29 protein-coding genes are annotated in these 26,424 nt (G+C 73.6%); 13 read left to right on the top strand and 16 right to left on the bottom strand.

The window, feature by feature from the left end:
- Positions 1-35 precede the first annotated feature (35 nt).
- The 3 genes from OHA99_RS33205 to OHA99_RS33195 all read right to left on the bottom strand — a co-directional run bounded on the left by OHA99_RS33205 (position 36) and on the right by OHA99_RS33195 (position 3,509).
- Positions 36-2,051, bottom strand: coding sequence for an NADPH-dependent 2,4-dienoyl-CoA reductase (locus OHA99_RS33205; protein ID WP_153181131.1), 2,016 nt, complete (start codon positions 2,049-2,051; stop codon positions 36-38).
- A 111-nt stretch (positions 2,052-2,162) separates the two neighbouring features.
- Positions 2,163-2,534, bottom strand: coding sequence for a hypothetical protein (locus OHA99_RS33200; protein ID WP_153181130.1), 372 nt, complete (start codon positions 2,532-2,534; stop codon positions 2,163-2,165).
- A 93-nt stretch (positions 2,535-2,627) separates the two neighbouring features.
- Positions 2,628-3,509 (bottom strand): hypothetical protein, encoded by an 882-nt coding sequence (locus OHA99_RS33195; protein ID WP_153181129.1) that lies wholly within the window; start codon positions 3,507-3,509, stop codon positions 2,628-2,630.
- 297 nt (positions 3,510-3,806) lie between these two features.
- On the opposite strand from OHA99_RS33195, the gene OHA99_RS33190 reads away from it, so the two are divergent.
- Positions 3,807-5,888, top strand: coding sequence for a SpoIIE family protein phosphatase (locus OHA99_RS33190; RefSeq protein WP_153181128.1), 2,082 nt, complete (start codon positions 3,807-3,809; stop codon positions 5,886-5,888).
- 19 nt (positions 5,889-5,907) lie between these two features.
- Here OHA99_RS33190 and OHA99_RS33185 read toward each other — a convergent pair whose 3' ends face one another.
- Complete coding sequence (locus tag OHA99_RS33185; protein WP_153181127.1) at positions 5,908-6,753, bottom strand: putative protein N(5)-glutamine methyltransferase; 846 nt, start codon at positions 6,751-6,753, stop codon at positions 5,908-5,910.
- A gap of 282 nt (positions 6,754-7,035) precedes the next feature.
- Between OHA99_RS33185 and OHA99_RS33180 the strand changes: the two genes are divergently transcribed.
- The 6 genes from OHA99_RS33180 (at position 7,036) to OHA99_RS33155 (ending at position 11,681) form a co-directional block, all read left to right on the top strand.
- The gene (locus tag OHA99_RS33180; protein WP_381593385.1) at positions 7,036-7,560 is read left to right on the top strand and encodes a MarR family winged helix-turn-helix transcriptional regulator; all 525 of its coding nucleotides are present in this window, start codon (positions 7,036-7,038) and stop codon (positions 7,558-7,560) included.
- 50 nt (positions 7,561-7,610) lie between these two features.
- Positions 7,611-8,216, top strand: coding sequence for a sulfite oxidase-like oxidoreductase (locus OHA99_RS33175; RefSeq protein ID WP_366472862.1), 606 nt, complete (start codon positions 7,611-7,613; stop codon positions 8,214-8,216).
- On the top strand, positions 8,209-8,985 hold the full coding sequence (locus OHA99_RS33170) for a ferredoxin reductase (RefSeq protein WP_366472861.1): 777 nt from the start codon (positions 8,209-8,211) through the stop codon (positions 8,983-8,985). Before OHA99_RS33175 ends, OHA99_RS33170 begins: the two co-directional genes overlap by 8 nt.
- Before the next feature lie 154 nt (positions 8,986-9,139).
- On the top strand, positions 9,140-9,724 hold the full coding sequence (locus OHA99_RS33165) for a hypothetical protein (RefSeq protein ID WP_153181123.1): 585 nt from the start codon (positions 9,140-9,142) through the stop codon (positions 9,722-9,724).
- Positions 9,725-9,841: 117 nt separating this feature from the next.
- A complete protein-coding gene (locus tag OHA99_RS33160; protein WP_153181122.1) occupies positions 9,842-10,810 on the top strand; it encodes an acetylxylan esterase in 969 nt (322 codons plus the stop codon).
- Positions 10,811-10,934: 124 nt separating this feature from the next.
- Positions 10,935-11,681 (top strand): winged helix-turn-helix domain-containing protein, encoded by a 747-nt coding sequence (locus OHA99_RS33155; protein ID WP_345964252.1) that lies wholly within the window; start codon positions 10,935-10,937, stop codon positions 11,679-11,681.
- Positions 11,682-11,690: 9 nt separating this feature from the next.
- On the opposite strand, the gene OHA99_RS33150 is transcribed toward OHA99_RS33155, so the two are convergent.
- Positions 11,691-12,416 carry a class I SAM-dependent methyltransferase gene (locus OHA99_RS33150; RefSeq protein ID WP_153181120.1) on the bottom strand — a complete coding sequence of 242 codons (726 nt, stop codon included), beginning with the start codon at positions 12,414-12,416 and terminating at the stop codon, positions 11,691-11,693.
- A 4-nt stretch (positions 12,417-12,420) separates the two neighbouring features.
- On the bottom strand, positions 12,421-13,008 hold the full coding sequence (locus OHA99_RS33145; protein ID WP_153181119.1) for a PadR family transcriptional regulator: 588 nt from the start codon (positions 13,006-13,008) through the stop codon (positions 12,421-12,423).
- 80 nt (positions 13,009-13,088) lie between these two features.
- On the opposite strand from OHA99_RS33145, the gene OHA99_RS33140 reads away from it, so the two are divergent.
- The 3 genes from OHA99_RS33140 (at position 13,089) to OHA99_RS33130 (ending at position 16,307) form a co-directional block, all read left to right on the top strand.
- Positions 13,089-13,487 carry a nuclear transport factor 2 family protein gene (locus OHA99_RS33140; RefSeq protein WP_153181118.1) on the top strand — a complete coding sequence of 133 codons (399 nt, stop codon included), beginning with the start codon at positions 13,089-13,091 and terminating at the stop codon, positions 13,485-13,487.
- A 381-nt stretch (positions 13,488-13,868) separates the two neighbouring features.
- Positions 13,869-15,008 (top strand): transcription termination factor Rho, encoded by a 1,140-nt coding sequence (gene rho / locus OHA99_RS33135; RefSeq protein ID WP_405698538.1) that lies wholly within the window; start codon positions 13,869-13,871, stop codon positions 15,006-15,008.
- A 150-nt stretch (positions 15,009-15,158) separates the two neighbouring features.
- The gene (locus OHA99_RS33130; protein WP_405698537.1) at positions 15,159-16,307 is read left to right on the top strand and encodes a D-alanyl-D-alanine carboxypeptidase family protein; all 1,149 of its coding nucleotides are present in this window, start codon (positions 15,159-15,161) and stop codon (positions 16,305-16,307) included.
- A 10-nt stretch (positions 16,308-16,317) separates the two neighbouring features.
- Here the strand turns inward: OHA99_RS33130 and OHA99_RS33125 are convergent, their stop codons facing one another.
- Positions 16,318-17,250, bottom strand: coding sequence for a glutaminase (locus OHA99_RS33125; RefSeq protein ID WP_042825658.1), 933 nt, complete (start codon positions 17,248-17,250; stop codon positions 16,318-16,320).
- Positions 17,251-17,397: 147 nt separating this feature from the next.
- On the opposite strand from OHA99_RS33125, the gene OHA99_RS33120 reads away from it, so the two are divergent.
- The gene (locus OHA99_RS33120) at positions 17,398-18,456 is read left to right on the top strand and encodes an acyl-CoA desaturase (protein ID WP_194280191.1); all 1,059 of its coding nucleotides are present in this window, start codon (positions 17,398-17,400) and stop codon (positions 18,454-18,456) included.
- 15 nt (positions 18,457-18,471) lie between these two features.
- On the opposite strand, the gene OHA99_RS33115 is transcribed toward OHA99_RS33120, so the two are convergent.
- The 5 genes from OHA99_RS33115 to OHA99_RS33095 all read right to left on the bottom strand — a co-directional run bounded on the left by OHA99_RS33115 (position 18,472) and on the right by OHA99_RS33095 (position 21,004).
- Entirely contained in the window at positions 18,472-19,308 is an 837-nt protein-coding gene (locus OHA99_RS33115; protein WP_366472859.1) for an undecaprenyl-diphosphate phosphatase, read from the bottom strand.
- Between the two features lie 39 nt (positions 19,309-19,347).
- Positions 19,348-19,722, bottom strand: a complete 375-nt coding sequence (gene crcB, locus OHA99_RS33110) for a fluoride efflux transporter CrcB (protein ID WP_405699032.1) — start codon at positions 19,720-19,722, stop codon at positions 19,348-19,350.
- The gene (locus OHA99_RS33105) at positions 19,719-20,063 is read right to left on the bottom strand and encodes a DUF190 domain-containing protein (protein WP_405698536.1); all 345 of its coding nucleotides are present in this window, start codon (positions 20,061-20,063) and stop codon (positions 19,719-19,721) included. The genes crcB (OHA99_RS33110) and OHA99_RS33105 overlap by 4 nt, the downstream gene beginning before the upstream one ends.
- The gene (gene crcB / locus OHA99_RS33100; RefSeq protein WP_366472858.1) at positions 20,060-20,524 is read right to left on the bottom strand and encodes a fluoride efflux transporter CrcB; all 465 of its coding nucleotides are present in this window, start codon (positions 20,522-20,524) and stop codon (positions 20,060-20,062) included. Before crcB (OHA99_RS33100) ends, OHA99_RS33105 begins: the two co-directional genes overlap by 4 nt.
- A 192-nt stretch (positions 20,525-20,716) precedes the next feature.
- Positions 20,717-21,004 carry an ArsR family transcriptional regulator gene (locus OHA99_RS33095; RefSeq protein ID WP_164385751.1) on the bottom strand — a complete coding sequence of 96 codons (288 nt, stop codon included), beginning with the start codon at positions 21,002-21,004 and terminating at the stop codon, positions 20,717-20,719.
- Between the two features lie 129 nt (positions 21,005-21,133).
- Here OHA99_RS33095 and OHA99_RS33090 point away from each other — a divergent pair, with 129 nt between their 5' ends.
- A complete protein-coding gene (locus tag OHA99_RS33090) occupies positions 21,134-21,544 on the top strand; it encodes a MarR family winged helix-turn-helix transcriptional regulator (protein ID WP_153181112.1) in 411 nt (136 codons plus the stop codon).
- Positions 21,545-21,580: 36 nt separating this feature from the next.
- On the opposite strand, the gene OHA99_RS33085 is transcribed toward OHA99_RS33090, so the two are convergent.
- Positions 21,581-21,991: an SseB family protein gene (locus OHA99_RS33085; protein ID WP_054101728.1), complete on the bottom strand. Its 411-nt coding sequence runs from the start codon at positions 21,989-21,991 to the stop codon at positions 21,581-21,583.
- A 212-nt stretch (positions 21,992-22,203) separates the two neighbouring features.
- Between OHA99_RS33085 and OHA99_RS33080 the strand changes: the two genes are divergently transcribed.
- Positions 22,204-23,658: a glyceraldehyde-3-phosphate dehydrogenase gene (locus tag OHA99_RS33080; protein ID WP_007446793.1), complete on the top strand. Its 1,455-nt coding sequence runs from the start codon at positions 22,204-22,206 to the stop codon at positions 23,656-23,658.
- Positions 23,659-23,748: 90 nt separating this feature from the next.
- Here OHA99_RS33080 and OHA99_RS33075 read toward each other — a convergent pair whose 3' ends face one another.
- Genes OHA99_RS33075 through OHA99_RS33065 form a run of 3 tightly spaced genes read right to left on the bottom strand, consistent with a single transcriptional unit; the run spans position 23,749 to position 26,353 of the window.
- Entirely contained in the window at positions 23,749-24,453 is a 705-nt protein-coding gene (locus OHA99_RS33075; protein ID WP_164385748.1) for an N-acetylmannosamine-6-phosphate 2-epimerase, read from the bottom strand.
- Positions 24,450-25,397 carry an ROK family protein gene (locus OHA99_RS33070; RefSeq protein WP_405698535.1) on the bottom strand — a complete coding sequence of 316 codons (948 nt, stop codon included), beginning with the start codon at positions 25,395-25,397 and terminating at the stop codon, positions 24,450-24,452. The genes OHA99_RS33075 and OHA99_RS33070 overlap by 4 nt, the downstream gene beginning before the upstream one ends.
- Positions 25,394-26,353 carry a dihydrodipicolinate synthase family protein gene (locus tag OHA99_RS33065; protein ID WP_381500170.1) on the bottom strand — a complete coding sequence of 320 codons (960 nt, stop codon included), beginning with the start codon at positions 26,351-26,353 and terminating at the stop codon, positions 25,394-25,396. Before OHA99_RS33065 ends, OHA99_RS33070 begins: the two co-directional genes overlap by 4 nt.
- Between the last annotated feature and the right edge of the window lie 71 nt (positions 26,354-26,424).

The raw sequence follows: 26,424 nt of genomic DNA, 5'->3' as shown, positions 1-26,424 counted from the left end.
ACCGCCGCTGCCCCGCCCGCCGCCCGCGCCCTCCCCTACAGCGCCGCCGCCAGCTCGGTGCCCTGCTTGACGGCGCGCTTGGCGTCCAGTTCGGCGGCCACGTCGGCGCCGCCGATGAGGTGCGCGGCGACGCCCGCGGCGATCAGGTCGTCGTACAGGCTCCGGCTCGGTTCCTGGCCGGTGCACAGGACGACGGTGTCGACCGCCAGCACGGTGGACTCGTCGCCGACGGTGATGTGCAGTCCGGCGTCGTCGATCCGGTCGTAACGCACGCCCGGGACCATGGTGACGCCGCGGTGCTTCAGCTCGGTGCGGTGGATCCAGCCGGTGGTCTTGCCGAGCCCGGCGCCGACCTTGCTGGTCTTGCGCTGGAGCAGGTGGACGCTGCGCGGCGGGGCGGGTCGTTCGGGCGCGGCGAGTCCGCCGGGGGCGCGGTAGTCGGTGTCGACGCCCCAGAGGCGGAAGTACGTCTCGGGGTCCTCGTGCGCCTTGTCGCCGCCGTCGGTGAGGTACTCGGCGACGTCGAAGCCGATGCCGCCCGCGCCGAGGATCGCGACGCGCTCGCCGACGGGGGCGGCGTCGCGCAGGACGTCGAGGTAGCCGACGACCGAGGGGTGGTCGACGCCGGGGATGTCGGGGGTGCGGGGGGTGACGCCGGTGGCGACGACGACCTCGTCGTGGCCGGTGAGGTCGTCGACGCCGACGCGGGTGTTCAGGCGTACGTCGACGCCGTGGTCCGCGAGCCGCGTACGGAAGTAGCGCAGCGTCTCGTCGAACTCCTGCTTGCCGGGGACCTTGCGGGCGACGTTCAGCTGCCCGCCGATCTCGCTCGCGGCGTCGAACAGGGTGACCTCGTGGCCGCGTTCGGCGGCGCTCACCGCGCAGGCCAGTCCGGCCGGTCCGGCGCCGACGACGGCGACGCGCTTGCGCCGCCGGGTCGGGGCCAGGACGAGCTCGGTCTCGTGGCAGGCGCGCGGGTTGACCAGGCAGGAGGTGATCTGCCCGCTGAAGGTGTGGTCCAGGCAGGCCTGGTTGCAGCCGATGCAGGTGTTGATGGCCTCGGGGCGGCCGGCGGCGGCCTTGGCGACGAAGTCGGGGTCGGCGAGCATCGGGCGGGCCATCGAGACCATGTCGGCGGTGCCCTCGGCCAGCAGCCGCTCGGCGACCTCGGGGGTGTTGATGCGGTTGGTGGTGACGAGCGGGACGGACACCTCGCCCATCAGCCGCTTGGTCACCCAGGTGTAGGCGCCGCGGGGCACGGAGGTGGCGATGGTGGGAATGCGCGCCTCGTGCCAGCCGATGCCGGTGTTGATGATCGTGGCTCCGGCGGACTCGACGGCCTTGGCGAGGGTGATCACCTCGTCGAGGGTGGAGCCGCCGGGCACCAGGTCGAGCATGGACAGGCGGTAGACGACGATGAAGTCCTCGCCGACGGCCTCGCGCACCCGGCGGACGATCTCGACGGGGAAGCGGGTGCGGTTCTCGTAGGAGCCGCCCCAGCGGTCGGTGCGGTGGTTGGTGCGGGCGGCGATGAACTCGTTGATCAGGTAGCCCTCGGAGCCCATGATCTCGACGCCGTCGTACCCGGCCTCGCGGGCGAGACGGGCGGTGCGGACGTAGTCCTCGATCGTGCGCTCGATCTCGGCGTCGGTCAGCTCGCGCGGCACGTGCGGGCTGATCGGGGCCTGGAGCGGGCTCGGGGCGACCAGGTCGGCGTGGTAGGCGTAGCGGCCGAAGTGCAGGATCTGGAGGGCGATGCGGCCGCCCTCGCGGTGCACGGCGTCGGTGACGACCCGGTGCCGCTCGGCCTCCGCCCCGGTGGTGAGCCTGGCCCCGCCCTCGTACGGGCGGCCCTCGTCGTTGGGGGCTATGCCGCCGGTGACGATCAGGCCCACTCCGCCGCGGGCCCGGGCGGCGTAGAAGGCGGCCATGCGCTCGAAGCCGCGCTCGGCCTCTTCCAGGCCGACGTGCATGGAGCCCATCAGGACCCGGTTGGGCAGCGTGGTGAAGCCCAGGTCGAGCGGGGTCAGCAGGTGCGGGTATCGGCTCATCGGGCCCTCCGTGCGCGGTGTGGTGCCTCTGTTGTAGAGGACCGCCACCCCATTGTGCAACTAGTTGCACAACAGGGTGGCGCACACCTCACCGCACGCGGACGGCCCGGCTCAGTGGCTTTCGAGCCGTACGTGCAGCTCCCGTTCCTGGTCGCCGGAGGCCGTGCTCAGGTCGTGCACGGTGAACAGGGAGTCCAGCGTGGTGCGGAACCTGTCGATCGCCCAGTAGCCGCCCTGCACGTCGGCCTCCACGGACGAGCCCAGCCGGGCGGGGTCGCACTCGCCTCCCCGGGCGTCGGCCACGTCGAAGGTGCCGAGCCAGACGGTCGGGCGCACCTCGTGGTACTCCCGGGTCACGTCGCCGGCGTGCCGGTCGGAGGAGAAGCACGCGCACAGGGTGTCGAACACGACCCGGGCGTCCTCCTTGCTGCATCCGCTCAGCTCCACCGAGACGGACTCCGGGTGCAGTCGCTCACCGTCCATCGTGATCGCTCCCTCTCGTGGTCATGGGCCGAGTGGTCATGGGCCGATACCACCAGAAAAGCACCACCCGCCGCCCGGCGCGAAGGGGCCGGGTCAGCCCCGCGTGAACCGGTAGGTCTTGCTGTCGGTCAGCACGCAGAAGCCGGGCGACACGACGATCACGCGCAGGGTGCCGGTGCGCCGGTCGTAGTCGACGCCCTCCGCCTCGAAGGAGCCGGAGCAGGCGCTGCGCAGGGGCAGCTGCCGCAGGGCGGTGACGTGTCCGGTGACGTCGGCGGTGCCGCTGGGCGCCGCCGACAGGTCGATCCGCAGCAGCGGCTTGGTGAGGCCGAAGAGCGTGCCCTCCGGATCGTCGGAGGAGCAGAGCAGCGTGGTCGCGTCCAGGAAGTCGCAGCCCTGGACGTCGCGCACGGCGTGGTCCAGGTGGACGGTGGCGGCCTGCGGGAGGTCGGCCGAGGGCGAGGTCGCGGGGTTGACGCCGGGGGTCGGGAAGACCAGGAGCCGGTTCATCGTGCCCCACTCGCCCGCCAGCATCCACTGGCCGTCCGGCGAGATCGCGGACCACGAGTTGTTCAGCGCCTCCCCGGGGCTCAGCGTGTGCACGTACTCCGACCAGCCGCCGTCCGGCGCCTGCACGCGGAACATCTTCGTGTTCCCGTCGTCGCGCTGGTACGGCTCCACGTAGTGGCCGTCGTAGGAGGCGTCGGGGTCGCCGACGTGGTTCCAGCCCCGGACGCTCAGGGCGAGCGGGACGGTGCCGATGCCGGTGTAGCGGTTGGGGCTGCCGGCCGGGACCTCGACCGAGGCCAGGCCCTGGCTCTCGGTCAGCGGGTCGGCGCGGTCGGAGCCCACCTCGGTCCAGGATTCGGCGGCGGGGGCGTCGGCCGTCGCCGGGCCGGCGAGAGCGAGGGAGAGGGCGAGGACGGCGAGTCCGGTCAGGGCGGCGTGACAACGTTGCCTGGCGCGCGGGGGCATGGGGGCTCCTCGGTGGGCGTGGCCGGGGCGGCACGGGCGGGGTCGGGACACTCGGCGCACAGTCTGGACCGCTCATGCGGTCATGTACAGACCAACTCCGGACGCGCCGGGTGCGGCGCAGGCCGCGTTTCGTGCGACACGAGCCGCGCTCCGTGCGGCGCGGGCCGTGCTGCGGGGAGATGCTGGAAGGAGACGGCGGAGCCACGGACAACCGGTCCCGTGCGCGGTGGAACGCGGTAGAACAAGGGAGCGGCAACGAAGGGCGTGCCGCGTCGGACGGTGAAGGCGGGGCACGGGATGAGTGCAACGGGGTCTGCCGGATTCGCGGGCGAGCCGTCGCCGCGCGGGCCCGTGCGGCCCAGTGGACTGCTCGACCTGCTGAACGTGGCCTCGATCGTGCTGGACACCGAGGGCCGGATCGTCCTGTGGAGCCCGCAGGCCGAGGAGCTGTTCGGGTACTCGGCGCCGGAGGCGCTGGGGCAGTACGCCGCCCGCATCATGGTGCACGAAAGCCATCTCGACCTGGTCGTGAAGCTGTTCGGGGACGTCATGAGGACCGGCCGGAGCTGGGCCGGCGCGTTCCCGGTCCGGCACAAGGACGGCAGCACCCGCCTGGTCGAGTTCCGGAACATGCGGCTGCTGGACGACCGCGGCGACGTCTACGCCCTCGGACTGGCGGCCGACCAGTCGATGGTGCGCCGGCTGGAGCGGGACGTGGCCCTGTCCACGCGGGTCATCATGCAGTCCCCGATCGGCCTGGCCGTCCTGGACACCGAGCTGCGGTACGTGTCGGTCAACCCCGCCCTGGAACAGCTCAACGGCATCACCGCCGAGGAGCACCTCGGCCGGACGATCCGCGACCTGCTGCCGCAGGTGGACGCCGGCCCGCTGGAGGCGGCGGCGCGGGAGGTGCTGGAGACCGGGCGCCCGGTCGTGGACCGGCCCGCGACCGGGCGGACCCCCGCCGACCCGGACGAGGAGCACGCCTGGTCGGTCTCGCTGTACCGGCTCGAGGACGCCCTGGGGGCCGTGCTGGGCGTGGCGGTCTCGATCGTCGACGTCACCGAGCAGTACCGGACGGCGGCCGAGGCGGAGGGCGCGCGGCGCCGGCTGGCCGCCGTGGCGGACGCCTCCGCGCGGATCGGCACCACGCTGCGGCTGGACCGCACCGCCTACGAACTGGCCGACGTGGCCGTGCCCGGCCTCGCCGACATCGCGGCCGTGGACCTGCTGGACGCCGTGGTGGCGGGCCGGCGCAGCACGCTGGGTCCGGCCGAACCCGCGGTGATCAGGGCGCTGGCCGTGCGGGCCGAGGACGCCGGGGACGCGCTGCGGGCGGCCGACCGGCCCGGCGAGGTCGCCCGGTACGGACCGGACCGCCTGGTCACCGAGTGCGTGCGGACCGGCCGTCCGGTGATGGTGGCGCGGGTGACGCGGCAGGACCTGGAGCGCATCGCCCGCTCACCGGAGGCGGCCGAACTGCTGGACCGGGCGGGCGTGCACTCGTACCTCGCCGTGCCGCTGATCGCGCGGGGCGAGGTGCTGGGCGCCCTGGACCTGAAACGGATCGCCAACCCCCTGCCGTTCGGCGAGGACGACCTCCTGCTCGCCCGGGAGCTGGCGGCGCGGGCGGCGCTCCAGATCGACAACGCCCGCTGGTACCAGAACGCCCGCGACACCGCGCTCACCCTCCAGCGCAGCCTGCTGCCGAGCCATCCGCCGGTGACGGGAGGTCTCGAGGTCGCCTCCCGCTACCAGCCGGCCGGGGGCACCAGCGAGGTCGGCGGCGACTGGTTCGACGTGATCGAGCTGGCGGGCGGCAGGACCGCGCTGGTGGTGGGCGACGTGATGGGCAGCGGCATCGCCGCGGCGGCCTCCATGGGGCGGTTGCGGACCGCGACGAACACCCTGGCCGCCCTCGAACTGGACCCCGCGCTGCTGCTGGGGCACCTGGAGCGGACCACGGCGGGCCTGGACCAGGCCATCGCCACCTGCCTGTACGCCGTGCACGACCCGCACCGGCGGCAGTGCCGGATCGCCAACGCGGGCCACCTCCCGCCGGTCCGCCTGCGGGCCGGACGGCCGCCCGAACTGCTCGACCTGCCCACCGGGGTGCCGCTCGGAGTGGGCGGCGTCGCCTTCTCCACCACCACCGTCGACCTGGAGCCGGGCGACCGGCTGGTGTTCTACACCGACGGCCTGGTCGAGACGCGCCGGCAGCCGCTGGACGAGCGGCTGGACGCGCTCCTCGCCCTGCTGGAGGGGCCGGACCGCCCGCTGGAGGAGGTCTGCGACCTGCTGCTGCGCACCCTGCACGAGCCCGAGAACTCCGACGACGTGGCCCTGCTGATCGCCCGGGCCACGCCGCCGGCGCGGTAGCGGTACGGGGCGGAGACGGTCAGTCCCGGACGCCGATCACCACATGGGCGTACAGGTCCTCGCAGACCGCGAGGCGGGGCGTCAGGCCCGCCCGGGTGAAGGCGTCGACGGCGGCGGCCGCCTGGCGTTCGCTCGTCTCGACCAGCAGGCAGCCGCCCGGCGCGAGCCAGCCCGGCGCCGCGGCCGCGACCCTGCGCAGCACGTCGAGGCCGTCGCTGCCGCCGTCGAGGGCGACCAGCGGCTCGTGGTCGCGGGCCTCGGCGGGCAGCAGGCCGACCTCGCCGGTGGGGACGTACGGCACGTTGGCCGCGAGGATGTCCACCCGGCCGCGCAGTGTGTCGGGCAGCGCGTCGAACAGGTCACCGGCGTACACCCGGCCGCCCGCGTCGGCGAGGTTGCCGCGGGCGCAGCGCACGGCGGCCGGGTCGACGTCGGCGGCGTGCACCTCGGGCCGGTCGAGGGCGGCGGCGAGGGCCGCGCCGACGGCACCCGACCCGCAGCACAGGTCGACGACGACGTCCGCGTCCGGCGCGTGGGCCAGGGCCTCGGACACCAGGAACTCGGTGCGGCGGCGGGGCACGAAGACACCGGGGGCGACGGCGACCCGCAGGCCGCGGAACTCGGCCCAGCCCAGGACGAGTTCCAGGGGCAGGCCGGTGACACGGCGTTCGACCAGCGCGGTCAGTTCCGCGGCGGTGCGGGCGGCGGCCAGGATGAGCGCGGCCTCGTCCTCGGCGAAGACGCAGCCGGCGCCGCGCAGCACGGCCACGACGGAGTCACGCGACGGGAGGGACGCGGAGAACGGGGATGCGGAAGGAGCGGGGGAAGCCGAGGACGAGGGTGATGCCGGGAAGGTGGGAGGCATGGAAGCCGAGAGCCTTTCGGGAACCGAAGGGCGCTCTCGCGGTCACTCGTTCTCGGTGACCGCACTGCCGTGAGGTGAGAGCACCCGGGCCGACACAGCGGTAATCGGTCTCACCTCCCGGTCGTCACGCGGCCGGGGCTGTCCGCGGCCGACGGTCACACTACCCCAATGATCAGACGGCGACGGCCCTCCCGAAGTAGTCGTTCACGCAACCCGGAAGTAGTTGTTCACGCAACCTCGTAGCGGAGTTGTACTGTGCAACCAGCAAGGCGAGGAGGACCCGTGGCGGCTGCCGAGACACCGGACGAGACGACCGTCGGCCTCGGCGGACACCCCGCGGACGCGGCCGTGGAGACCATCCACCGTGAGCTGACGGCCTTCGCCCGCCGGGCCCGCGCCTCGGCGGGGCGCATGCATCCGGAGCTCTCGCTGGTGTCGTACACGCTGCTCGGACACCTGGAGGAGCGGGACGGCCGCCGGGCCACGGACCTGGCCGCCCACTACGCGCTGGACAAGTCGACCGTCAGCCGCCAGGTGTCCGCGCTGGAGCGTGCCGGGCTGATCGAGCGGCGGGTCGACCCGGACGACCAGCGCGTCCAGGTGCTGCATCTGACGGAGGCGGGGCGGCACATCCTGGGCCAGGTCACCGAGAGCCGTCGGGCCGCCTTCCGCGAGCGGCTCGCCGGCTGGCCCGCGGAGGACCTGCACCGCTTCGCCGCGTACCTGGAGCGGTACAACGCGTGGCCGGGCGGGGAGCCGGACCGGGCGACGCCCCGGGACACGTACGGTGGGAGGGGTACACACTGATCACGCCGGCCGCCGGCACCCCGCCCCGGCGGCCCGAAAGGCACCACCGCATGAACACCACCCGAGGCTTCACCGGGCGCCCGCGCACCGCCCGGCCGGGACTGCCGCCCGGCCAGTACGACGCGGGCGACGACTGGCCCGTGCTGTCCGCCGAGGTCACTCCCGAGATCGCGCCCGCCGACTGGACCTTCCGGGTGGGCGGCCTGGTGGCCGAGCCCCGCAGCTGGGACCTGGCCGGGGCGCGCCGGCTGCCGGCCTCCGCGTATGCCGGCGACATCCACTGCGTCACCGGCTGGTCGAAGTTCGGGGTGCGGTTCGGGGGCGTGTCGCTGGACGCCTTCCTGGACGCCGCGGGTCCGCTGCCGTCCGCCACGCACGCCGTCGCCCACGCGCACACCGGATACACCGCGAACCTGCCGCTCGCGGACCTCACCGGCGGACGGGCCTGGATCGTCTGGGAGTACGACGGGCGGCCGCTCGCCCCCGAGCACGGCGGTCCGGCCCGGCTGGTGGTCCCGCACCTGTACTTCTGGAAGAGCGTGAAGTGGATCGCGGGCCTCGAGCTCCTCGACCACGACGAGCCGGGCTTCTGGGAGCACAACGGCTACCACGCGCGCGGCAACCCCTGGCAGGAGCAGCGGTACTCCGGTGACTGAGACAGCCACGCACACGGCGGGGACGTTCACTCCCCCGACGCGGTTCGCCGTACCCGGGCGCATCGAGGTGACCGGCGAGGTGGCCGGGAACTGGCAGACCGCCACGCTCACGGAGATCCGCCGCGAGACGCCCCGCGCGTCGACCTTCCGCCTGGCCGTGCCCGGCTGGGCGGGCCACGTGCCCGGCCAGCACCTGATGCTGCGGCTCACCGCCGAGGACGGCTACCGGGCCCAGCGCCACTACTCACTCGCCTCCGCCCCGGACGACTCGGGGCACGTCGAGCTGACCCTCGACCGGGTGCCCGACGGGGAGGTGTCCGGGTGGTTCCACTCGGTGGCGCGGCCCGGTGACGAGATCGAGGTCCGCGGCCCGCTCAGCGGCTTCTTCGCCTGGCCGGGCGACCGGCCCGCCCTGCTCCTCGGCGCCGGATCCGGGGTGGTCCCGCTGATGTCGATGGTGCGGCACCACCGGACGCGGGGCCTGACGGTGCCGCTGCGCCTCCTGGTGTCGGCGCGCGGCCCCGAGGAACTGATCTACGCCCGTGAGTACGGCGCGGAGACGACGCCCGTCTTCACCCGCACGGCGCCGCCCGGGACGCCCGTGGGCCGGCTGGCCGCCGCGCACCTGGCGCCGCTCCTGGCCGAGCCGCCCGCCGGGGGCTGGGAGGCGTACGTGTGCGGATCCAACTCCTTCGCGGAGCACGCGTCGCGGCTGCTGGTGGCGGCCGGGCAGCCGGTGGACCGGATCCGGATCGAACGCTTCGGCTGATCCCGCCCGGATCGTGAGCGAGGTCCGCCGGACTGGGTACCTGTCCAGTGCGGGCACTCGCACACGTGGCGCGACGCGAAGGGGCGGCGGCCTCCCCGCACTCCCCCGGCCGTCCGTCCGCTCCTCGGGTCGCGGTGATCGCGGGGAGGTCGACATGCGAACCCGGGTACGCGGCTGGCGGTGGCGGCGCAATCCGCTGCGGCGCCGGTCGGACGTCGTCGAGGCGTGGACCACCGTGGTCGTCGCCCTGCTGCTGTTCCTGGGCGCACCGCTGCTCGGGGCCGCCACCGCCTGGTGGGGCTACGGGCAGGCCCAGGCGATCGTCGCCGAGCAGCGGGCCGAGCGGCACCAGGTCCGTGCCACGGTGGTGGACCGCACCCCCGAGTCCCTGTCGACGAACCAGCTCGGCGGACAGCACTCGTACCGCGCGACCGTCCACTGGAAGGCCCCGGACGGCACGGAGAAGAGCACCACGGCGCGGGTGCCGGCCGACGCCCGCCACGGCGAAACGGTCGTCGTCTGGCTGGACTCGCACGGCGAGAGCGTGCCGCCGCCGTCGGACGGTGCCGAGATCTGGCAGCACAGCGCCACCATCGGCTCGTTCACCGCCATCGGGACGGCGCTCACGGTGCTTCTCGCGCACCGGGCCGTGCGCGCGGTGTCCCTGCGTCGCCGCATGGCGGAGTGGGACCGCGACTGGGCACTCACCGAGCCGCAGTGGACCCACCGCAGGGCCTGACGACACCCGGCCCGCACGGCCTCGCGGCAGCGTCCGGACCTGGCGGTTCCGTCGGCCGCTCACGTACGGTGTGATCACTCGTACGGTCTGACACATTCCCCGCGAAGGCGGTACTCGATGGCCCTGTTCGACCTTCCGCTCGACGAACTCCACGCGTACCGCAGTGCGTCGGCCGAGCCCGAGGACTTCGACGCGTTCTGGAGCAAGACGCTCCAGGAGTCCCGCGAGTACGAGCTGGACGCCCGTTTCGAACCGGTCGACACGGGGCTGTCCACGGTGCGGGTGTACGACGTCACGTTCGCCGGGTTCGGCGGTCACCCGGTGAAGGGCTGGCTGACCCTGCCGGCCGGGGCGGCCGAGCCGCTGCCACTGGTCGTGGAGTTCGTGGGGTACGGAGGCGGGCGGGGACTTCCGCACGAACATCTGCTGTGGGCGTCCACGGGCCGGGCGCACTTCGTGATGGACACCCGCGGCCAGGGCAGCGCCTGGGGAGGCGGTGGCGGCACCCCGGACCCCGTCGGCGGCACGCCCGCGTACCCGGGCTTCATGACCCGCGGCCTGGACGCCCCCGAGAACTACTACTACCGCCGGGTCTTCACCGACGCCGTGCGCGCGGTCGAGGCGGCCCGCTCCCACCCGCTGACCGACCCGGCGCGCACGGTGGCGCTGGGCGCGAGCCAGGGCGGCGGCATCACGCTCGCGGTGGGCGGTCTGGTGCCGGATCTGGTCGCGGTGGCGCCGGACGTGCCGTTCCTGTGCGACTTCCCGCGCGCGACCACGCTCACCGACCGGCACCCCTACCGCGAGGTCGGCCTGTACCTGAAGACGCACCGCGGCCGGACCGAGGAGGCGCTGCGCACGCTCTCGTACTTCGACGGCGTGCACTTCGCGGCGCGGGGCCGGACGCCGGCCCTGTTCTCGGCCGCCCTGGAGGACCAGACCTGCCCGCCGTCCACCGTTTTCGCCGCGTTCAACGCCTGGTCGCACGAGGACAAGAGGATCGAGGTGTACGACTTCAACGACCACGAGGGCGGCGGGCCGTTCCAGGAGGCCGCCAAGCTGCGCTGGCTGGGCCGCCACGCCTGAGGTTCGTGGGTGGTGTTTCGGCCGAACCGGCGGACCGGCCTTCCCAGCTGGTTTAGACCAATGGTAATTCTGGTGGCGCACCGAGCCCACGCGGCTACCGTACGTCATCATCAGGAGGCGCGGCATGGCCCGCACCACCCCCCACGACCAGTCCACCCCCGACATCCGGCCGCCCCTGTACCGACGGGTGGCGGACCAGTTGCTGGCCGAGCTGCGGGACGGGATCGTCCCACCGGGCGAACGGCTGCCCGGCGAGCGCCGGCTGGCGGAGCACTTCGGGGTCAGCCGGGAGACCGTGCGCCAGGCGCTGGACGTGCTGCGCCGGGACGGTCTGCTCAGCACCGACCGGCGGGGCAGTCACGTCGCCCTGCCGGGCGCGCCGGCCGGAAGTCCGGCTCCGCTCGTCTTTCCGGTGGGCGCCCGGGCGGCGGAGCCCCGCACCGGCGACCGGGCCACCGTGGTCTGGGCCCCGCCGCCGCCCGAGCATGCGGCGGCGCTGGGACTGGTGCCGGGCCGGGCGACCCTGGTGCACCGCTACACCTCGTCGGCGGCGGGAGGAAACGGCAGGCGGACGGCTGTGACATCGTTTTCCGCCGTCGCGCTCGCGGAGGTGGAGGAGCTGGCCCGCTACCGCGACCGCGCCGACGGTGTCGCCTGCGCGCAGTTGCGGCGGGCCTACGACTGGATGCGCAGGGCCGGCCTGGCGCTGCACCACCGGGACACCATCACCCTCCAGCCCGACACCGCGTCGGTCCGGGTCGTGCGGCGGGTGCACGACCAGTACGCGCGGCCGCTGGAGATCACGGACCTGCTGGTGGACACCCGGCAGGACGCCCTGGTCTACGAGTTCACCCTGCCGGCGGCCGGCTGACCCGGCGGCCTACGCGAGCCGCCGGGCCACGACCAGCCGGGCCCGCGGACTGCCGTCGGGGCGGCGCCCGAACTCCGGCAGGGCGTGCAGGCCGGCCCGGAATCCGGCGCGGGACAACTCCCGTCCCACGTCCCCGAGCCGGAACGTCCGGTAGTACATGACGAACGGGGGCCGCCACAGCGCGTTGCGCACCCGCATCGCCGCGTCGAAGCCGAGCAGCGTCCAGTACCCCGCGGAGCCGGGCCGGGGCGGGGCCCCGACGGGGAAGGCGAAACAGCCGCCGGGCCGGAGTACGGAGCGCACCTGGCCGAAGAGGCCCGGCAGTTCGCGGGGCAGGAAGTGCCCGAACGCCCCGAAGCTCACCACGAGGTCGAAGGCGGGGCCGAACGGCAGGGCGCGGGCGTCCGCGCGCACCCAGGAGACCGCCGGGGCCGGGGGCAGGGCACGGCCGCGCGCGACCTCCAGCATGCCCGCGCTGAAGTCGACCCCGGTCACGCGCTCCCGGCAGACCCGGGCCAGGACGTCCACGCCCGCGCCGGTGCCGCAGCACAGGTCGAGCCCGGCCGCGAAGGGTCCCCGTGCCTCCAGCGCTCGGGCCACGGCGTCCAGCACCCGGTCCGGCGTCCGGTACGGGGTGTGGTCGAACTTGGGGGCGAGCAGGTCGTAGCCCCGCTCGACCGACGACAGTGCCTGGACGGCGAGTTCGCGCAGGGTGGGACCCTCGGGGCTGAACATCCGCTCAGCCTAGGGCCTGTCCGGCGGGCCCGGCGGGAGCGCGGCGCCCGTCGAGCACGGTGAGCACGCGCTCGCACCAGCGGGCGTTCTCCCGCTCGAAGGTGATCCCGGCGGCCAGGGTGAGATAGGGCCCGACGCGGTCGGCCTCCCGCAGGTGCTCCTCCTCGGTGCGGCCGTCCAGGAGGCGTTCGCGCACCCGCTCGTAGCGGGCGAGCTTGCCCAGCGACCAGGCCCTGCGCTCCTCGACCAGTGCACGGACGGTCCGCGGGTCGACGCCGTCCATGGCCTGCATCTTGATCAGGAACTCGTCACGGATGGCGGTGGGCCTGCGGGTCGGCTCGGCGGCGAAGGCGCCCAGCTGCTCCCGGCCGGCCTCGGTGAGCGAGAACAGCCGCTTGGTGGGCCTGCGTTCCTGCTGCACGGTCCGGGCCTCGATGAGTCCGTCGCCCGCGAGGCGCTCCAGCTCCCGGTAGAGCTGCTGCGGCGTGGCGGGCCAGAAGTTGGCGAGCGACACGTCGAACACCTTGGACAGCTCGTAGCCCGAGGCCTCGCCCTCGAGCAGGGCGGCCAGGACGGCGTACTTGAGAGACATGTCGACACGCTAGCAAGCACGCGTCACGCCGACTATTCTACTCCACACCTATTCAAATAGTTCAGTATGAAGGAGTGGCGATGCGGGCATTCCGCGAGGCGGTCGAGGCGCACGACCTGGACGCCGTCGAGGCACTGCTGGCGGACGACGTGGTCTTCTCCAGCCCCGTCGTCTTCAAGCCGTACCGGGGCAGGGCCGTCACGGCGTCGATCCTGCGGGCGGTCGAGCGCGTCTTCGAGGACTTCCGCTACGAACGCGTCATCGGCGAGGCGGACGGCCGTGACCACGCCCTGCTCTTCACGGCACGAGTGGGCGACCGGGAGATCAGCGGCTGCGACTTCCTGCACCTCGACGCGTCCGGCCGCATCGCCGAACTGACGGTGATGGTGCGCCCGCTGTCGGGGGCTCAGGCGCTCCAGACGGCGATGGCCGCGCAGTTCGAGCGGATCGCCCAGGAGGTGCAGGAGGCGGCCGGCTGACCCCGACGCGGCGCACGCGGAAGGAAGACGGAACAAAAGCCGACTCGGCCGCGTTCCCCCTGGTGAGACGCCCGGGGCGGGACCTCGATCGTCCCGTCCCGCCACCACGGCACCTGATCCCGTGGTACGGTGCGGACAGCACTTGTGTACGCCCCCTCGACTGGGGCGTCGGTGCCAGTTTCCCTTCGGTTCGCAGACCCGCCCGTCCCGGTGCGACCGGCGCGTCCGCTTCTCAGCACGACCTCGTGAGCGGGGCTCTCTTTCACCCCGCTGCGTCCGAGGTGCTGTTCCCGCCGCCCGGAGGCGTGTCGTCCCGACCGCCCGCGGCTCTCCCTTCCTTCCGCATGTCCCATGCCCGTGTCCTCGAAAGGACCGCCCACCATGACCACCACACTCGAACACCCCCCTGTACGGCAGTCCCCGGCCGAGACCGCGAGCGGCGTCCTCGACCTCGAAGCGGGCGGCAAGGGGCGCCTGCGGGGCGAGAGCCTGCGGCCGGAGCCCTCCGACCTCGCCCTCTCCCCCGCCCTGATCCGCCGGCACGGACTGCGCAAGGGCGACCTCGTCGAGGGCGTGCGCGGCGACCGGCGCACCCTGACCGACGTCGTGCGCGTCAACGGCCGTACGCCCGACGGGCGCGGCGGCCGGCGGCACTTCGCCGACCTGACCCCGCTGCACCCGCACGAGCGGCTGCGGCTCGAACACCCGGCGGCCGGCCTCACCGGACGCGTCGCCGACCTGATGACCCCCGTCGGCAAGGGCCAGCGCGGCCTGATCGTCGCACCGCCGAAGACCGGCAAGACCGTCCTCCTCCAGCAGATCGCCGCCGCCGTGGCCGGCAACCACCCCGAGGCCCGGCTGATGGTGGTGCTGCTCGACGAACGCCCCGAGGAGGTCACCGACATGCGACGCTCGGTGCGGGGCGAGGTGTACGCCTCTACCTTCGACCAGAGCGCCAAGCAGCACATCGCGCTCGCCGAGCTGGTGATCGAGCGGGCCAAGCGGCTCGTCGAGGCCGGGGAGGACGTCGTCGTCCTCCTGGACTCCCTCACCCGGCTGTGCAGGGCGCACAACAACGCCGCCTCGTCCGGCGGCCGCACGCTCAGCGGCGGCGTCGACGCCGGGGCGCTGCTCGGGCCCAAGCGGTTCTTCGGCGCGGCCCGCACGGCGGAGGAGGGCGGCTCCCTCACCATCCTCGCCACGACCCTGGTCGAGACCGGCTCGCGCGCCGACGACTTCTACTTCGAGGAGCTCAAGAGCACCGGCAACATGGAGCTGCGGCTGAGCCGGGAACTCGCCTCCCGCCGGGTCTTCCCGGCCGTGGACCTGACCGGGTCAGGCACCCGGCGCGAGGAGCTGCTGCTGTCCGCCGCCGAGACGACCGCCGTGCGCGGGCTGCGCCGGGTGCTGGGTGCGCGGGACGGGCAGTCCGGCCCGGAGACCCTGCTGGAGCGGCTGCGCCGCACACCGGACAACGCGACCTTCCTGCGACAGGTACAGCCCACGCTGCCCGCCGGCTGAGACCCCGCCACCCGCGGACGGACGGCCCCCGCCCCCAGCCGTCGGCACCCGTCGGCCCCCGCCGCCACTCGCTACGGCATCCGGGTGCTTGCGGGCGCGACCCGGCCCGGTCAGCGGGGCGGCTCGGGAGGCCGTTCCTACGTTTGCGGTATGACTATCGGATTCTCATTCCGGGCGGCTCGATCCACCTGCCTGCTCTGCGTGGCGGGGTTGCTGACCCTCGTGCCGGCCGCCGCGGCCGCCCGTGCGGGGCGGCCGGATCCCGGCCCGCCCGCCGGTGCGGCGGCTCAGCAGGCGCCGTTGTACCGCTCCGGTACCCAGGTCCGGCCGCACCCCGGAGCGCCCCGGGTTCCCGATGTCTCCGCCCTGTCCTGGGTCGTGGCGGACGCCGGCACGGGAGATGTGCTGGCGGCGAACGACGCGCACCGCGAGCTGCCGCCGGCCAGCACCCTCAAGACGCTGTTCGCCCTCACCGTGCTGCCGGCCCTGCCCGGCGGCCTCCACCACGAGGTCGCTCCGGAGGACCTGTCCGGCATCGGTCCGGGCAGCAGCCTGGTCGGTGTCGTCGAGGGCGAGACGTACCGCGTCTCCGACCTGTGGAACGGTGTCTTCCTCAACTCCGGGAACGACGCCGTGCACGTCCTCGCCGCGCTCACCGGCGGCTGGAGCGCCACGGCCGCCCGGATGCAGGCCGAGGCCCGCGCGCTCGGCGCCCGCGACACCCACGTCCGTTCACCCGACGGGTACGACGCGCCGGGCCAGGTCTCGTCGGCGTACGACCTCGCGGTCTTCGGCCGGGCGGGCCTGCTGCGGCCCGACTTCGCGCGGTACTGCGCCAAGGTCGACGCGATGTTCCCCGGCCGCGACGGGAGTTCGTACGGGATCATGAACACCAATCGGCTGCTCACCGGGGCCGACGGGGTGGAGCCGTACCCGGGGCTGATCGGCGTCAAGAACGGCTACACCAGCAACGCCGGCAACACGCTCATCGCCGCCGCCCGCCGCGACGGACGGACCCTGGTCGTCACGGTGATGAACCCTCAGGAGGGTGGCGGCCACGCCGTGTACGAGGAGGCCCGTGCGCTGCTCGACTGGGGCTTCGAGGCGGACGGGGAGGTCGACCCCGTGGGATCGCTGATCCCCGAGGGTGCGCGGCCCCGGCAGGGGCCTCAGGCGGTGCCGGCCGAGGACGGGCCGGGCTGGCCGGAGACCGGCGCGATCCTGGCGGTCGCGGGGCTCGGCGCGGGCGTGACGGCACTCGCCCTGCGGATCAAGTTCGTGCGGGACGACGGCAGCTGACGCGACCGGGTCAGAACACCGAGAGGCCGGTCAGGGTCGTGAAGCGGTCCAGGGCCGCCACCCCGGCCACCGAGTTGCCCCGCTCGTCCAGGCCGGGGCTCCACACGCACAGCGTGCAGTGGCCCGGCACGACCGCGATGATGCCACCGCCCACCCCGCTCTTGCCCGGCAGGCCCACCCGGTGCGCGAAGTCGCCGGCCGCGTCGTAGGTCCCGCAGGTCAGCATCACCGCGTTGACCTGCTTGGCCCGGCTGCGGCTGAGCAGCCGGGTGCCGTCGGCGCGGATGCCGTGCCGGGCCAGGAAACCGGTCGCAAGCGCCAGGTCGGCGCAGGACGCCGTGACGGAGCACTGGCGGAAGTACTGCTCGAGCAGCACCGGCACCGGGTTGTCGATGTTGCCGTACGACGCCATGAAGTGGGCGAGGGCGGCGTTGCGGTCGCCGTGCGCGGCCTCGGAGGCGGCGACCTCCTCGTCGTGGGTCAGGTCCGGGTTGCCGCTCTCCGCGCGCAGGAAGGCCAGCAGTTCACCGGCCGCGTCGCCGGTACGGGTGTGCAGCCGGTCGGTGACGACGAGGGCGCCCGCGTTGATGAACGGGTTGCGCGGGATGCCGTTCTCGTACTCCAGCTGCACCAGGGAGTTGAACGGGTTGCCGGACGGCTCGCGGCCCACGTGCTCCCACAGGGCGTCGCCCTCCCGGGCCAGGTCCAGGGCGAGGGTGAACACCTTGGTGATGGACTGCGCGGAGAACGGCTCCCGCCAGTCCCCCACCCCGTACACCGTGCCGTCCGGTTCGGCGACGGCCATGCCGAAGCGGCGCGGGTCGCGGGCGGCGAGCGCGGGGATGTAGTCGGCGGGCCGGCCGCTGCCCGGGGTCCGCTCGATCTCCTCGGCGATGCGCTCCAGGACCGGCCGGAAGGTCGTCGGTGTGCTCATGATCGCCATTGTCCTCCCCGGACCGCTCCGGACGGCGGAGGGCCGACGGTGGGTGACGGTGGGTGGACCCCAGTTCCGGGGTGGTGCTGGCCTCACCCCCGTTTCGGGGGTAGCCGTCATCCCCCCGCCGGAGGAACTGCCCACATACTGAGCCGCATGGTCAACCCAACGGTGCTCGTCGAGAGCCTGCCCACGCCCGCACAGGAGAAGGATCGCGAGAGGGGAAGCGACTTCTCCGAGCTCTCCCGGCGCATAGCCGACGCGGGGCTGCTCCGGCGCCGCCCGCTGTACTACACGGTGCGTTTCGGCGCCGTCGCCCTCGCGCTCGCCGGCGGTGTCGCCGCGTTCGTCGCCCTGGGGGACAGCTGGAGCCAGCTGTTCGTCGCGGTCGCGCTCGCCGTCGTCTTCGGGCAGCTCGGGCTGGCGGCCCACGACCTCGCCCATCGGCAGGTCTTCTCCCGCCGGCGGCCCAGCGAGGCGGGCGGTCTGCTGACGGCCAACCTGCTCCTCGGCATGAGCTACGGCTGGTGGATGAACAAGCACACCCGCCACCACGCCAATCCCAACCACGAGGAGAAGGACCCGGACGTCTCGCCCGACATCCTGGTGTGGTCGCGGGGCCAGGCGAGCCGGGCGACCGGGCTTCCGCGGTTCGTCGGCAAGCACCAGGCCGCCCTGTTCTTCCCGCTGCTCACGCTGGAAGGGCTCAACCTGAGCTTCAACAGCTTCAAGGCGCTCGGCGGCCGGGCCGTGAAGCGACCGGTCCTGGAGGGCACGCTGCTCGTGGCCCACTTCGTCGTGTACTTCGGCGGCCTCTTCACGGTCCTCTCCCCGGGCAAGGCGCTCGCCTTCCTCGCCGTGCACCAGGGTCTGTTCGGGATCTACCTGGGCTCGGTCTTCGCGCCCAACCACAAGGGCATGCCGATGATCGAGGAGGGCATGCGGCTGGACTTCCTGCGACGTCAGGTCCTGACCTCCCGCAACGTGCGGGGCGGCGCGCTCGTCGACGCCTTCATGGGCGGCCTCAACTACCAGATCGAGCACCACCTCTTCCCCAGCATGCCGACCCCCGCCCTCGGCCGGGCCCAGGCCCTCACCGAGGCGTACTGCGCCGAGCTGGGCGTGCCCTACCACCAGACGGGGCTGCTGGCCTCGCACCGCGAGGCCCTGCGGCACATGAGGAGCGTCGGGGAGCCGCTGCGCGCCGCACCCTGAGCGTCGGGCCGCCGGTCAGCTGTGCAGCACGCCCGTGCCGAGCAGCCCGAAGAGCAGGACGCCGACCGCGATCCGGTAGATCACGAACGCGTTGAAGGAGTGCTTGGCGACGAACTTCAGCAGCCAGGCGATGGAGGCGTAGGCCACCACGAAGGAGACGAGGGTGCCGACCGCCAGGGGCGCGGCACCCGCTCCGGTGCCCAGGGCGTCCTTCAGCTCGTACAGGCCGGCTCCGGTCAGGGCGGGGATGCCGAGGAAGAAGGACAGCCGGGTGGCGGCGACCCGGTCGAGGTCGAGCATCAGGGCGGTGGACATGGTGGCGCCGGAGCGGGAGAAGCCCGGGAAGAGCAGGGCGAGGATCTGGGAGCCGCCGACGAGCATCGCGTCCTTGAAGGACGTGTCGTCCTCGCCCCGCTTGTGCCGGCCGGTGCGGTCCGCCCACCACATCACGCCGCTGCCGACGATCAGCGAGCCCGCGACCACCCACAGCGAGGCGAGCGGGCCCTTGATCAGGGGCTTGGCGGCCAGGCCGACGACGACGATGGGGATGGTGGCGAAGATGACCCACCAGGCGAACTTGTAGTCGTGGTGGTACCGCTCCTCCCGGTCGCGCAGCCCGCGCCCCCAGGCGGAGAGGATCCGCGCGATGTCCTTGGAGAAGTAGACGAGCACGGCGGCGATCGCGCCGACCTGGATGACCGCGGAGAAGCCGATGACGGCGTCGTCGTCGACCGGGATGCCCATCAGCCCCTCGACGATCTTGAGGTGTCCGGTGGAGGAGACGGGCAGGAACTCGGTCACCCCCTCGACGGCTCCGAGGACGACGGCCTGACCGATGCTGATGGCGCTCATGGCATCCAGTTCCTACTACACCAAGCTGTGTGCCCGGCGTCAGGTCCAGAGCGCGTCGGCCAGAGTCACCCCCGCGAACGCCGCCGCGAGGCCGGCCGCCACGCTCCCCGCCACGTTGACGGCGGCCTGCAGGCGCGCGCCGGTCTCGGTGAGCCGGAGGGTCTCGTAGGAGAAGGTCGAGTACGTCGTGAGGGCGCCGCACAGGCCGGTGCCCAGCAGCAGCCGCAGCTCGGAGCCGACCGCTCCGGCCAGGGCGGCCCCGGTGAGCAGGCCGAGGACCAGGCTGCCGACGACGTTCACGGTGAAAGTGCCCCAGGGGAAGACGGAGTCGTGCCGGGACTGCACGGCACGGTCGGTGAGGTAGCGCAGCGGGGCGCCGACCATGCCGCCCGCGACGACCAGCAGCCAGTTCACGACGGCCGCCTGCCCTCGTACCTGACGACCTCGCACGGGTCGAGGGTGACCAGGCCCTCGGTGACGAGTTCGTCGAGCAGCGGCAGGAAGTCCCGTACCCGCTCCTCGGTGTCGACGACGACGACGGCCACCGGCAGGTCCTCGCTCAGGGACAGCAGCCGGGTGGTGTGGACGATCGAGGAGGCGCCGAAGCCCTCGACGCCGCGGAAGACGCTGGCACCGGCGAGTCCCGCCGCGTGGGCGCGGTGGACGATCTCCGAGTACAGGGGGCGGTGGTGCCAGGTGTCGTTCTCGCCCACGAGGACGGTCAGGCGCAGGGCGCTGCCGGTCAGCCTCGTCATGACTGCCTCCATTCAAGGAACCGGCGGGTCGCCCATGCGGCGAGCCACACCGCCGTGAGTGCCGCGAGCGGGGTCACGGCGAGGTAGGCCAGGCCGGTGCGGACCCGGCCGTCGGCGAACAGGGACCGGCTGTCGACGGCGTAGGTGGAGAAGGTGGTGAAGCCGCCGAGCACACCGGTGCCGAAGAAGGGCCGGACCAGGCGGTGGGCGGGCCGGACCTCGGTGACGACGACCATGAACACGCCGATCACGGCGCAGCCGACGGCGTTGACCGCGAAGGTCGTCCAGGGGAAGCCCCCGGCCGGTGCCGGCCACCACAGGGAGGCCGCGTAGCGGGCGGCGGCGCCGGTGCCGCCGCCCAGGGCCACGACCGCGACGACCGGTGCCTGGCCGCTCCACCGCGCTCGCTGGGGGACGGCCGGCCGGATCCGGCCGATGCCCCCGGTCCTCGGGACTGTCATGGTCGTACGTCTCCTACTCGCCGGGCAGGGGGATGCCCTCCTGCGCTAGTCAAGTAGGGACCGTTGGCGGCGTCCGAGCCGCGGTTCGGGTACGGCGGGCCCCACCGCCGCGCCGCGTCCCTGCGGGCCGCGGCTGATGCTCAGCCTAACGCCGGGGCGGCGCCCGGGTCACTCCGGCCGGGGTGCCCGCGCCTACCAGCCCTTCTCGAACGTCCGCGCCACCTCGGCGATCCGGACCTCGTCGCGCCGGTAGTACGTGCGGCGGCGGATCCGCCTGGCCCGGAGCAGGCCGAGGCCGGTGAGGAGGCCGAGGTGGGTACGGGCCACGCGGCGGGGCACACCGAGTTTGGCGGCGACCAGCCCCGCGTGGACGCCGTGCTCCACGGGGTCGACGCGGCGCTGCGGGGCGAAGTGCGCGGCCGGGTCCTTCAGCCACTCCAGGATGTCCAGACGCGTGCCGTGCACGGGGGTCCTGAGCATCTCGTCCTCCCTCCGTGCGGGCCCGCCCGTACCGTGTCCCTCCACTTTCCCGCAGCCGGGGGCCGATTGTCCGGCAACCGGGCCATTTGCGCATTCAACCAATATCGGTTGCGGTGCTAACGTTCGGTCATGGCAGCCAGGACCGCCGGTGCGCGGCTCGAGGAACGGTGGCGGGACATCCTCGCGGTGCACGCGCGCACGATGTGCGAGATCGACCGGGCGCTGCATCCGCACGGTCTGGGCGCGAGCGACTTCGAGGTGCTCGACCTCCTCGTGGCCGAGGCACCCGAGGACGGCGACCGGTGCCGGGTGCAGAACCTGGCGGGCCGGGTCCACCTGAGCCAGAGCGCACTGTCCCGGCTCATCGCCCGGCTGGAGCGGGACGGACTGGTGCATCGCTCGATGTGTGCGGAGGACCGGCGCGGTGTGTACGTCGCGCTGACGTCCGAGGGCCGCCGGCTGCACGCCGAGATACTGCCGCTTCAGCGGGCCGCGCTGGCCCGCACGCTCGGCGAGGCCGAGGACCCCCGCCCCTCCTGAGGGGGACGGAGGCCTCGGCGGGTGAGGCGCCTGCCCTCAGGGGCGGGCCAGCAGGGTGCGCACGCCGTCCGAGGTGAGGGTGAGGCGGTGCTCCGAGCCGGCGTCGATGGACAGCGACAGGTCGTCGGCCGGCCACTGCGCGGCGAGTGCGCCGAGCGGCACCATGCGGTAGCGGGAGACGTACGGCAGCAGGTCGGCCATCTCCAGTTCCGAGGTGAACACGGGCACCACCTGGCCGCCGCCCTGCTGTTCCAGCACCGGCAGCGCCAGCATCCCGGGGTCGGCGGCGTCCTGGTCGTTCGCGTCGTCGGGCACCGGCACGAGGACGTCGCTGCTCGCGAGCGTGTCGAGCGCCGCCGTGTTGTCGGCGGTCTCGGTGGTCTCGGCGAGCGTGTCCAGCGCCCGCTGGGCGGGCGTGACGGGGTGGTCGTTCGCGGGTGTCTCCATGGCAGATTCCCTGGTAGCGGCGGTGATACGGCCCGCGCGGACGATCGGCGCCGACGCGGTCCAGCCTCGCGTACCCAGGGCCTCCGTGGCGCAATCCTGTTCGAGGCCCCCGCCCGGTCCGGCACTCATCTGATCGGCGAGGGGCCCACTTGATCGATCAGAAACACGGTCGGGTTAGCATATGAGCGCCGCCTAGCTCGAAAGATAGAGACGTGACTGCCAACGACGACTCGTTCACCAACTGGAAACACCGCGAAGAGACCGCGGAATCGATGATCCCGATGATCGGGAAGCTGCACCGGGAGCAGGACGTCACGATCCTGCTGCACAGCCGTTCCCTGGTGAACAAGTCGGTGGTCAGCATCCTCAAGACCCACCGCTTCGCCCGCCAGATCGCCGGCGCGGAGCTGTCGGTCACCGAGACGATGCCCTTCCTGCGGGCGCTCACCACGCTCGACCTCGGGCCCTCGCAGATCGACATCGGCATGCTCGCCGCGACCTGGAAGAGCGACGGCCGGGGTCTGTCGGTCGAGGAGTTCACCGCCGAGGCCGTCGCCGGTGCCACCGGCGCCAACAAGATCGACCGGCGGGACGGCCGCGACGTCGTCCTGTACGGCTTCGGCCGCATTGGCCGGCTCGTGGCCCGGCTGCTCATCGAGAAGGCCGGGTCGGGCAACGGGCTCCGGCTGCGCGCGATCGTGGTCCGGGGCGGTGGGGAGCGGGCCGCCGAAGACATCGTCAAGCGCGCCTCGCTGCTGCGCCGCGACTCGGTGCACGGCCAGTTCCAGGGCACGATCACCGTCGACGAGGACAACAGCACCATCCTCGCCAACGGCAACGCCATCAAGGTGATCTACGCGGACGACCCGGCGCAGGTCGACTACACGGCGTACGGCATCAAGGACGCCATCCTCATCGACAACACGGGCAAGTGGCGCGACCGCGAGGGCCTGTCCAAGCACCTGCGTCCGGGCATCGACAAGGTCGTGCTGACCGCGCCGGGCAAGGGCGACGTCCCGAACATCGTCCACGGCGTCAACCACGACACCGTCAAGCCGGACGAGCGGATCCTGTCCTGCGCGTCCTGCACCACCAACGCGATCGTCCCGCCGCTGAAGGCGATGGAGGACGAGTACGGCGTGCTGCGCGGTCACGTGGAGACGGTGCACTCCTTCACCAACGACCAGAACCTGCTGGACAATTACCACAAGTCGGACCGTCGTGGCCGCAGCGCGCCGCTGAACATGGTCATCACGGAGACCGGTGCCGCCTCCGCCGTCGCCAAGGCGCTGCCCGAGCTCAAGGCGCGGATCACCGGCAGCTCGATCCGGGTGCCGGTGCCGGACGTGTCGATCGCGATCCTCAACCTCCAGCTGGCCCGGGAGGCGAGCCGCGAGGAGGTCGTGGACCACCTGCGCGAGGTGTCGCTGACCTCGCCGCTCAAGCGGCAGATCGACTTCATCAGCGCCCCCGACGCGGTCTCCAGCGACTTCATCGGCTCGCGCCACGCCTCGATCGTGGACGCCGGCGCGCTGAAGGTCGAGGGCGACAACGCGATCCTCTACCTCTGGTACGACAACGAGTTCGGCTACTCCTGCCAGGTCGTCCGCGTCGTCCAGCACGTCTCCGGGGTGGAGTACCCGACGTACCCGGCTCCGGCGGTCTGATCCGGTTCCGTCCCGGTGGACGGACCGCGCGAACGTGCGCGAGGGGCGGTGGGGGAACAGGTTCCCCCACCGCCCCTCGCGCGTGCCGGGTCAGTGCGCCAGGGCGTCCACGAAGAGCCGGGTCAGCGCGGTCGGTGCCGTGATGGCGGTGCCCACGACGACGCCGTGCGCACCCGCGGCCAGGGCCCGGGCGGCCTGCTCGGGCGTGGCGACGCGGCCTTCGGCGATCACCGGGGTGTCCAGCGCGCCGGCGAGGTCGGTCACGAGTGCCAGGTCGGGGGCGTCCTGCACCGGGGAGCCCGGCACGTAGCCGGACAGGGTGGTGCCGATGAAGTCCGCCCCCTGGTCGGCGGCCGCGCGGCCCTCGCCGAGCGTGGACACGTCGGCCATGACCAGGGCGCCCGCCGCGTGGACGGCCTCGACCAGTTCGGCGAAGGTGCTGCCGTCGGGGCGCGGCCGGGCCGTGGCGTCGGCGGCGACGACCGCGGCGCCGGCCTCCACCAGGGCCAGGGCGTGGCGCACGGTCGGGGTGATGAAGACGCCGCTGTCGCCGTCCTTCCACAGGCCGATCACCGGCAGGTCGACGGCCGCGACGGTGGCCGCGACGACCTCCGGGTCGTTGACGCGCACGGCCGCCGCGCCGCCGGAGCGCGCCGCCAGGGCCATGCGGACCAGGGTGTCGGTGTGGCGCATCGGGTCGCCGGGAGGCGCCTGGCAGGACACGATCAGGCGGCCCTCGAGCTGCTCGGCCAGGGACGGGGGCGAGGACGGGGTCGGGGTCGGGGGCGGGGTCATGACGGTGCTCCGGTGGTGGGGGGCTGGTGCAGGGGCAGGGTGCGGGGCAGCACGGCCGCCCCGAGGACCGCCGCGTCGGCGCCGCCCCTCGGCGGGCGCGGGCGCAGGTCGCGCAGCGGGGGCATGAGTTCGGCGGTGAAGGCCGCGCACAGGGCGTCCCAGTACAGGGCGCCGATGCGGGGCACGCCGCCGGCGACGACGACGCGGTGCGGTCCGAGCGCGTTGGCGAGGCCGCCCAGGGCCCGGCCCGTCGCGCGGGCGCCGAGGGTGATGGCCGTGGTGGCGTGCGGGTCGCCCCGGGCCGCGCGTTCGGCGACGGTCTGGAGCCGGTCGGCCGGCTCTCCGCCGAGCCGGGCGCAGTGGGCGGTGATGGCGGGGCCCGCCGCGACGGCCTCCAGGTGGCCGGTGGCTCCGCAGGTGCAGGGCAGCCCGTCGGCCTCCGGGCTGGGCAGGTGCCCGAGGTGTCCGGCGATTCCGGCGGCGCCGTGCAGCATGCGGCCCGCCGCGGCGACGGCGCCGCCGACACCGGTGCCGACGGCGGCGTAGAGGAGGGTGCTGTCGTCGTCCGGGCCGTCCAGTTCCGTCGCGGCGGCGGCGCGTACGTCGTTGTCGCAGGCGACGGGGAGGCCCGTGCGGGTGGCGAGGCCCGCCGCGAGGGCGGTGCCGGCCCAGCCGCGGATGGTGTCGGTGGCGCTGGTGACGGTCCCGGTGGCGGGGTCGATCACGCCGGCCGCGGCGACGCCGATCGCGGTGGTGCCGGGCGCCCACACCTCGCGGGCCGCCTCGGCCAGCGCGTCCAGGACCACCCCGGCGCCCCGTGTCGCCGGGGTGGGCCGGGTGTGCCGGGCGAGCACCGTGCCGTCGGTCCCGACCAGGGCGGCGGCGATCTTCGTGCCGCCCAGGTCGAGGCCGATGACCGGTGCGTCCGGGTGCGGTGCCGTCATCGGACCGGCAGCAGCCCGGCGCCGCGCAGGTGCCGCTCGACGTGGGCGACGGCGTCCTCGCCGAGCTGGATCTGCGGGGCGGCGGTGGTGCCGTGGCCGAACACGCCGAGCAGCCGCAGGGCGTGCTTGAAGGCGCCGATGGCCGAGGAGTTGCGGCCCATCTCGTCCTCCGGGCCCGCGTCGACCAGGCCGAACAGCTCGACGAGCCGCTCCTGTTCCTTGACGGCGCGGTCCAGGTCGCCGCCGCGCACGGCGTCGTACAGGCGGACGTAGCCGGCCGGGTCGACGTTGCCGAGGCCCGGGACGACGCCGTCGGCGCCGGCCAGCAGGGCGGCGTCCACGGTCAGTTCGGAGCCGGTGAGGATGCTGAAGGAGGGGGCGGGGCCGTCGGCGCGGCCGTGGCGTCCGCCGAGTTCGACCATGAGGCGGCGCAGGCCGCCCTCGTCGCCGCTGCTGTCCTTGAGCCCGGCCAGCGTGCCGTCCTCGGCGAGTTCGCGCACCAGGGGGGCGGAGAGCTTGCTGTGCACGGAGACGGGGAGGTCGTAGGCGTACAGGGGCAGGTCGACGGCGGAGCGGATCGCGCGGAAGTGGGCGGCGATCTCGCGGGGGTGGGTGCGGGCGTAGAAGGGGGCGGTGGCCACCAGGGCGTCGGCGCCGGCCTTGCGGGCGGCCTCGGCGTGGACGAGTACCCGGGGGGTGGTCATGTCGATGACCCCGGCCAGGACGGGGACACGGCCCGCGACGGCCTCGACGACCGTGTCGAGGGCGACGGCGCGCTGCCGGTCGGTGAGGAAGGCGACCTCGCTGCTGGAGCCCAGGGCGAACAGCCCGTGCACTCCCCCGCCGACGAGGTGCTCGACGAGCCGGGTGAGCGAGGCGGTGTCGACTTCGCCCGACGCGTCCAGAGGAGTGCAGACGGGCGGCACGACGCCGCTCAGGGGCTGGGACGAGGACATGGTGTTTCTCCTGGGCTGTGCGGGTGGTGGTACGGGTGGAACGGGCCGCCGGGCGCCGGGGTGCCGGCGCC

Origin of the sequence: Streptomyces coelicoflavus (assembly GCF_045041415.1) — a bacterium.
Lineage (GTDB): Bacteria > Actinomycetota > Actinomycetes > Streptomycetales > Streptomycetaceae > Streptomyces > Streptomyces coelicoflavus.
This window is presented reverse-complemented; position numbering and strand designations above follow the sequence as displayed.

Bases quoted from the DNA above. Each gene is read 5' to 3' on its own strand.
- OHA99_RS33205 (WP_153181131.1), bottom strand. From the start codon at position 2,051: ATGAGCCGATACCCGCACCTGCTGACCCCGCTCGACCTGGGCTTCACC.
- OHA99_RS33200 (WP_153181130.1), bottom strand. From the start codon at position 2,534: ATGGACGGTGAGCGACTGCACCCGGAGTCCGTCTCGGTGGAGCTGAGC.
- OHA99_RS33195 (WP_153181129.1), bottom strand. From the start codon at position 3,509: ATGCCCCCGCGCGCCAGGCAACGTTGTCACGCCGCCCTGACCGGACTC.
- OHA99_RS33190 (WP_153181128.1), top strand. From the start codon at position 3,807: ATGAGTGCAACGGGGTCTGCCGGATTCGCGGGCGAGCCGTCGCCGCGC.
- OHA99_RS33185 (WP_153181127.1), bottom strand. From the start codon at position 6,753: ATGCCTCCCACCTTCCCGGCATCACCCTCGTCCTCGGCTTCCCCCGCT.
- OHA99_RS33175 (WP_366472862.1), top strand. From the start codon at position 7,611: ATGAACACCACCCGAGGCTTCACCGGGCGCCCGCGCACCGCCCGGCCG.
- OHA99_RS33165 (WP_153181123.1), top strand. From the start codon at position 9,140: ATGCGAACCCGGGTACGCGGCTGGCGGTGGCGGCGCAATCCGCTGCGG.
- OHA99_RS33160 (WP_153181122.1), top strand. From the start codon at position 9,842: ATGGCCCTGTTCGACCTTCCGCTCGACGAACTCCACGCGTACCGCAGT.
- OHA99_RS33155 (WP_345964252.1), top strand. From the start codon at position 10,935: ATGGCCCGCACCACCCCCCACGACCAGTCCACCCCCGACATCCGGCCG.
- OHA99_RS33150 (WP_153181120.1), bottom strand. From the start codon at position 12,416: ATGTTCAGCCCCGAGGGTCCCACCCTGCGCGAACTCGCCGTCCAGGCA.
- OHA99_RS33145 (WP_153181119.1), bottom strand. From the start codon at position 13,008: ATGTCTCTCAAGTACGCCGTCCTGGCCGCCCTGCTCGAGGGCGAGGCC.
- OHA99_RS33140 (WP_153181118.1), top strand. From the start codon at position 13,089: ATGCGGGCATTCCGCGAGGCGGTCGAGGCGCACGACCTGGACGCCGTC.
- rho (WP_405698538.1), top strand. From the start codon at position 13,869: ATGACCACCACACTCGAACACCCCCCTGTACGGCAGTCCCCGGCCGAG.
- OHA99_RS33130 (WP_405698537.1), top strand. From the start codon at position 15,159: ATGACTATCGGATTCTCATTCCGGGCGGCTCGATCCACCTGCCTGCTC.
- OHA99_RS33125 (WP_042825658.1), bottom strand. From the start codon at position 17,250: ATGGCGATCATGAGCACACCGACGACCTTCCGGCCGGTCCTGGAGCGC.
- OHA99_RS33120 (WP_194280191.1), top strand. From the start codon at position 17,398: ATGGTCAACCCAACGGTGCTCGTCGAGAGCCTGCCCACGCCCGCACAG.
- OHA99_RS33115 (WP_366472859.1), bottom strand. From the start codon at position 19,308: ATGAGCGCCATCAGCATCGGTCAGGCCGTCGTCCTCGGAGCCGTCGAG.
- OHA99_RS33105 (WP_405698536.1), bottom strand. From the start codon at position 20,063: ATGACGAGGCTGACCGGCAGCGCCCTGCGCCTGACCGTCCTCGTGGGC.
- crcB (WP_366472858.1), bottom strand. From the start codon at position 20,524: ATGACAGTCCCGAGGACCGGGGGCATCGGCCGGATCCGGCCGGCCGTC.
- OHA99_RS33095 (WP_164385751.1), bottom strand. From the start codon at position 21,004: ATGCTCAGGACCCCCGTGCACGGCACGCGTCTGGACATCCTGGAGTGG.
- OHA99_RS33090 (WP_153181112.1), top strand. From the start codon at position 21,134: ATGGCAGCCAGGACCGCCGGTGCGCGGCTCGAGGAACGGTGGCGGGAC.
- OHA99_RS33085 (WP_054101728.1), bottom strand. From the start codon at position 21,991: ATGGAGACACCCGCGAACGACCACCCCGTCACGCCCGCCCAGCGGGCG.
- OHA99_RS33075 (WP_164385748.1), bottom strand. From the start codon at position 24,453: ATGACCCCGCCCCCGACCCCGACCCCGTCCTCGCCCCCGTCCCTGGCC.
- OHA99_RS33070 (WP_405698535.1), bottom strand. From the start codon at position 25,397: ATGACGGCACCGCACCCGGACGCACCGGTCATCGGCCTCGACCTGGGC.
- OHA99_RS33065 (WP_381500170.1), bottom strand. From the start codon at position 26,353: ATGTCCTCGTCCCAGCCCCTGAGCGGCGTCGTGCCGCCCGTCTGCACT.